3 protein-coding genes are annotated in these 6,000 nt (G+C 62.8%); 1 reads left to right on the forward strand and 2 read right to left on the reverse strand.

What is annotated here, in order from left to right:
* Window positions 1-99 precede the first annotated feature (99 nt).
* A complete protein-coding gene (gene mfd, locus GSQ82_RS17225; protein ID WP_158793406.1) occupies window positions 100-3,822 on the reverse strand; it encodes a transcription-repair coupling factor in 3,723 nt (1,240 codons plus the stop codon).
* A 147-nt stretch (window positions 3,823-3,969) separates the two neighbouring features.
* Here mfd and GSQ82_RS17230 point away from each other — a divergent pair, with 147 nt between their 5' ends.
* Entirely contained in the window at window positions 3,970-4,962 is a 993-nt protein-coding gene (locus GSQ82_RS17230) for a substrate-binding domain-containing protein (protein WP_158793407.1), read from the forward strand.
* Window positions 4,963-4,965: 3 nt separating this feature from the next.
* Here GSQ82_RS17230 and GSQ82_RS17235 read toward each other — a convergent pair.
* The coding region (locus GSQ82_RS17235; RefSeq protein WP_371417224.1) for a formate/nitrite transporter family protein at window positions 4,966-6,000 on the reverse strand (1,035 nt) is incomplete at its 5' end.

Consider the following 6,000-nt stretch of genomic DNA (forward strand, 5'->3'; position numbering starts at 1 on the left):
GTGCGTCGAGGGTTTTTACAAAAAAGTGGTGGAAATGTGACAACGCAGAGACATAGGTGTGGTTTGCTCGGGAATTTTTTGGTGCCTAGGCGGGAGACTTCAATTTGGGAGCGCGGAGTCGAGGGAGTCGAGCAGGGCACGGGTCTCGGAGAGAACGTCCTCGGCTTTGGCGGAGGGGAGGGGCCAGCGGAGGGTGCCTTGCGGGGTGAACTGGGCTCCGCGTTTGGAGTTGCGGCTGACGAGGCGCATGAGGGCGGCGGGGTCCACGGTTTTGCTGGAGGCGCTGGCGAAGTGGGCGGGGTCGGCGTTGACGGCGGCGAATTTGATGTGGAGCATCTCGACAAAGGCTTTGATGGGCTGCTTCTTGTTGCCGCTGGGGTTGGGGAGTTCGACCTGGGTACGCTTGCGGTCGAGTTGGGAGATGCCGAGTTGCTCGCAGTGGAGGCGGATCTCGCCTGCGGCTAAGAGATTTAATACGGTTTCGGGTGGGGTGCCGTAGCGGTCCTGCAGTTCGGCGCGGACGTCGGCGAGGTCGGGCTGGGTCTGGGCTCCGGCGATGCGCTTGTACATGCGGAGGCGCTGGTTTTCTTCGGGGATGTAGTCGGAGTCGATGCGGACGGAGATGCCGAGGTTGATGACGGTGTTGGCGTGGGCGGGTTTGTCTTCTTCGCCCTTCATCTTGCGAACGGCCTCTTCGAGCATGGAGGTGTACATCTCGAAGCCGATGGCTTCGATGTGGCCGGACTGTTCGCCGCCGAGCATGTTGCCTGCGCCGCGGAGTTCGAGGTCGAGGGCTGCGATCTTGAAACCTGCTCCGAGGTCGGAGAATTCTTTTAATGCGGCTAAACGGCGGCGGGCGATCTCGGTGAGTTCGGTGTCGGGTGGGATTAATAAGTAGGAGTAGGCGCGGCGGTTGGAGCGGCCTACGCGGCCGCGGAGTTGATAAAGCTCGCTGAGGCCGTGGCGGTCGGCGCGGTTGATGATGATGGTGTTGGCGAGGGGGATGTCGAGGCCGTTTTCGATGATGGAGGTGGCGACGAGGACGTCGTACTCGTGGTTCATGAAGGCGAGCATGACGCGCTCGAGCTCGGCTTCGGGGAGTTGGCCGTGGCCGATGACGATGCGGGCCTGTGGGACGAGTTCGCGGATTTTGGATGCGAGGTCGTAGATGGTCTCGACGCGGTTGTGGACGAAGTAGACCTGGCCTCCGCGCTCGAGTTCCATCTCGACGGCGGTGCGGATGAGCTTCTCGTCGAATTTGGCGACGATGGTCTGGATGGCCATGCGGTCTTTGGGGGGCGTCTCGATGACCGACATATCACGTAACCCAATCAGTGACATATGCAGGGTGCGGGGGATGGGCGTGGCGGACATGGAGAGGACGTCGATGGCGGCGCGCATCTGCTTGAGACGCTCTTTGTGGCGGACGCCGAAGCGCTGTTCTTCATCGACGACGAGGAGGCCGAGGTCCTGGAACTTCAAGTCTTTGGAGAGGACGCGGTGGGTGCCGATGAGGATGTCGATCTTTCCGGCTTCGACTTTTTCGAGGATGATTTTTTGTTCCTTGGGGGTGCGGAAGCGGGAGATCATCTCGATGTTGACGGGGAAGTTGGCGAAGCGGCGTTTGAAGGACTCGTAGTGCTGGAAGCTGAGGACCGTTGTCGGCGTAAGGACGGCGACTTGCTTTCCGTCCTGCACGGCCTTGAAGGCGGCGCGCATGGCGACTTCGGTCTTGCCGTAGCCGACGTCGCCGCAGAGAAGGCGGTCCATGGGGCGGGTGGACTCCATGTCGGACTTGATGTCGGCGATGGCGGAGAGCTGGTCGTCGGTCTCGTTGAAGTCGAAGGCGTCTTCGAACTCGTGCTGCATGTTGGTGTCGGGCGAGAAGGGTGTGCCGACGGCGGCCTGACGCTGGGCGTAGAGCTTGAGCAGCTCTGCGGTCATGTCGGCCATCGCTTTTTTTACGCGGGCTTTGGTCTTCTGCCAGCCTTGGGTGCCGAGTTTGTTGAGCTCGGGGGCGGGGCCGGTCTCGCTGGAGCGGTACTTCTGGATGAGGTCGAGGCGGGTGAGGGGGACGTAGAGTTTGGCTTCGTCGGCGAACTCGAGGATCATGAGCTCGAGTGGGGGCTGGTCGTTCTCTTCTATGACACGGAGGCCGCAGTAGCGGGAGATGCCGTGTTCGACGTGGACGACGTAGTCTCCGACGGCGAGGTCGCGGAAGTCGGAGATGAAGGCGGCGGCTTTGGATTTGCCGCGACGGACGGGGCGGGTGGTGACGTCGGCGTCGTCGGTGAGGTCCTGTGCGCCGAAGATGACGAGTTGGCCGGCGGTGGTCTTATCAAGGTCGAGGATTTGAACGCCGGCGGCGATGGGGGTCTTGACGATGACGGGGGTGCGGAGGTCGAGGGTGCCGCCGGCGAGGTAGCTGGATTCGGTGTAGACGGTGGAGCTGCCGGGAGCTTCGTTGCGGGAGCCGAGGCGGTAGGGGAGTTGATATTCCTGCAGGAGTCCGGCGAGGCGCTCGACTTCGCCCTGGTTGGGCGCGGTGAGGAGGATGCGGGCTTCCTGCTTCATGAGGGAGTTGAGGTTGTCGATGAGCGCCGGGATGGAGCCGTGGAAGCGCATGGTGGGGCGGGTGGCGAAGTCGACTTCGGAGAGATCGCTGCGGTCGGCATCGAGGACATCGACTGCGCCGAGTTGGTCGAGCTCGATGCCGGAGAACTTGTGAAGGCGGTCATCCAGGTCCCAGGGTGAGAGGTAGACGTCCTCGGGGCGGACGAGGTTGCCGATGCCGGAGCGCTCGTGACGCTGCTCGATCTTGTTCCACCAGCGTTCGCCCTGATTTTTGACCATGGCAGGCTCTTCGATGAAGACGCGCGGAGCGGTGGGGCTGCTGGTGCTGAGGAGGTCGAGGAGGGTGAGGTTGGCTCCGGCGACGGGAGCGAAGAACTCCCAGCCGGGGAAGACGGTGGCTTCGCCGGTGCGGGAGCTGACGTGGGTGAGGAGTTCGGTGGGCTCTTCGCCGCCTTCGATTGCAGCGCCTGCGGTGCCAGAGCGGGTGAGGCGGGCGTTGATGGCGGTGAGGAGTTTTTCGGTGACGGGAGTTTCGGTGAGGGGGAGGAGGAGGGCGTTGTCGAGCGAGGAGCTGCTGCGCTGGGTGTCGGGGTCGAAGGTGCGGATGGATTCGATCTCGTCGCCGAAGAAGTCGATGCGGACGGGACGGTCCATCTCGGGGGAGTAGACGTCGAGGATGCCGCCGCGGAGGGTGACCTGGCCGGGCATCTCGACGACGTCTACTTTGGTGTAGCCGACGGAGAGGAGGTGCTCGACGAGCATGTCGGGCATGTACTCTTCGCCGACTTTGAGGTGCAGGGCGAGGGCGCGGTAGTAGTCGCGGGGGAAGAGACGCATGCAGGCGGACTCGACTGGAGCGATGACGAGGCGGGCCTGGCCGGTGGCGATCTTCCAGAGTGTGGAGGCTCGGGTCTCCTGGATCTCGGGGTGGGGGGAGAGGTTTTCGAAGGGGAGGACGTCGTGGGCGGGAAGGCGCAGGACAGACTCTGCGGGGAGGGCGCCGGTGAGGTCGCAGGCGCCGAGGATGGCCGCGTGGAGGGCTTCGGCGGCCTTGTTGTCGGCGACGATGATGACGCAGGGAGCTGCGGCGGCGCGGACGAAGAAGGGCAGGTAGAGGGCGCGGGCGGTGAAGGTGAGTCCAGAGACACGTCTGCGGCCCGTGCCTCCGCTCAGGTGGCGGCGTACACGCTCAAAGGCTTCAGAGTGCTCCAGGTCTGCGAGGAGCTCGCGGACGAAGGGAAGGACCATGCTGTTTCAGTTTAGTTGAGTTGCGGTGTTCATACCTATGGGGATTGGAGTAATATCTGTGCCCCGCGGGAAAGACGGCCTGCATTGCTGCCCGATGTGGCGGGGATTGCGTGACTTCGGACAGAAAAGTCTGGCTGGAGGACGACTATGAATACTTTTACCAAGCGAGTGGTTTATGCGCTTCTGGCAGGCGGATTTGCCCTGCTGACGGGATGCACCCGGCATAGCAAGAGCGAGCAGTATTACCTGATTGCGACCAATGTGAAGGTTCCGTATTGGCAGACGGCGGCTGCGGGCTTTGCGAAGGCTGCGGCGGAGTATGGGGTGACGGCGGAGGTGAGAGGGCCGAACGGGTTCGACCCGCAGGCAGAGGTGGAGGAGTTTCGCGCGATGGTGGCGAGAAAGCCGGCGGGGATTCTGGTGTCGGTTGCGAACTCGCAGATGATGACGCCGGAGATTGATGCGGCTTTGGCGGCGGGGATTCCGGTGATTACGGTGGACTCGGATGCGCCGGAGAGCCATCGGCTGTACTTTATCGGGACGAACAACCTGGAGGCGGGAAGGCTGGGAGGACATCGTGTGGCGGCGATGTTGAATGGGAAGGGGAATGTGGTGTTTTTTTCGAATCCGGGAGAGCCGAATCTGGATGAGCGGTTGAAGGGATATAAGGATGTGTTCGAGGGATATCCTGGGATCAAGATTGTGGATGTGTTCGACATCAAGGGTGATTCAGGGAATGCGATGGATAAGGCGGGGGAGTATCTTGCACGAACGGGAGCGCAGAGGGTCGATGCGCTGATCTGCCTGGAGTCTGCGTCGGGACGAGATGTGGCGGAGGCGGTGAAGCGGGTGCATGCGCAGGATCGCGTGTTGATGGCGATGGACGCGGATGAAGGTACGCTGAATCTGATCAAGGATGGAACGATCGATTCGACGATCTCGCAGAAGCCTTACACGATGGCTCTGATGGGGCTGAAGGCGCTGGATGAGATCCATCATTATCCGGTGAAGCCGCTGGCGCAGGACTATGGGTTGGATCCGTTTGCGCCGTTTCCGGCGTTCATCGATACGGGGGTGGCGCTGGTGGATAAGACCAACGTGGATAAGATTCTTTCGCGGATGCAGAACGCGGATAAGTAGGCGCTAGGACTGGACGGGCTCGTCGGGTTTGGATTCTTCTTTGAGCAGGGGGGCGATGGCTTCGGCTTCGGCGTCGCCGCCGTAGATGACCTGGCCGTACTCGAGCAGGGTGACCATGCCGACGCCGCCGCAGATGTTGCCGGCGACGGCGGGGAGGAGCCAGGCGGGATAGGTGGACCATGCGGCTTTGCCGATGAGGATGGCGGTGAGGATCTCGCCGCTGGTGGCGATGCAGTGGGCGAAGCTGCCGAGACCGACGACGAAGGTGAGCATCCAGATGATCATGACGGAGCCGGTGATGGAGTGGGAGCCGGAGACGAGCCAGGCGACAGTGGCGATGATCCAGCCGCCCATGACGCCGCTCCAGAAGATGGTGGCGGGTGGGTTGTGGATGGCGTCGAGGCCGAGCTGGGCGAGGGAGTGAACGATATCAGTGCCGAGAGCGCCGGTGAGAGAGGCGAGTGCGGCGAAGGCGAGGGCTCCGAGGACGTTGGCGGGAAGGACGGTGGCCCAGAGGCGGAGGGTCTTCCAGAAGTGCTTCTTCTCGGCGAGGACGAGGGCGACGGGGTAGAGGGTGTTTTCGGTGAAGAGCTGGGAGCGGCCGAGGATGACGACGATGAAGCCGAGCGGGTAGAACATCTTTGCGACGAAGAGGACGGTGCGGGTGGGCGAGGAGCCGGGGGTGGTGAGGAGGGCGATGGCGATGGCGTTGCCGAGCGCGGAGAGGCCCATGAAGATGCCGCCGGCGAGGCCGGAGATGGCGAGGGAGACGCTGGAGCGGCCGAGCTCCTGGCGGGCGTTGTTGGCGACCTGCTCGTAGATGTCCTGGGCGCTGGGGCGTTCTAGATTCTTTTGGGCGTCCTGAGCGGAGGGCGCCTGGGTCGGATAGCGGCGTAGTCGGAAGGGCATGAGGGTGAGATGCGGGAAGTGAGTTTGGAAGATATGTCCTGCCGAGCAGGCGGCCCGTCCGGCAGGACACTCGGGTTTATATAATCTGCGTATGGCGAATGCGCAGACACCGGAGCAAAAGATACAGGA

This window comes from Granulicella sp. L60, assembly GCF_009765825.1.
In the GTDB taxonomy this organism is placed as follows: Bacteria; Acidobacteriota; Terriglobia; order Terriglobales; family Acidobacteriaceae; genus Edaphobacter.

Bases quoted from the DNA above. Each gene is read 5' to 3' on its own strand.
- mfd (WP_158793406.1), bottom strand. From the start codon at position 3,822: ATGGTCCTTCCCTTCGTCCGCGAGCTCCTCGCAGACCTGGAGCACTCT.
- GSQ82_RS17230 (WP_158793407.1), top strand. From the start codon at position 3,970: ATGAATACTTTTACCAAGCGAGTGGTTTATGCGCTTCTGGCAGGCGGA.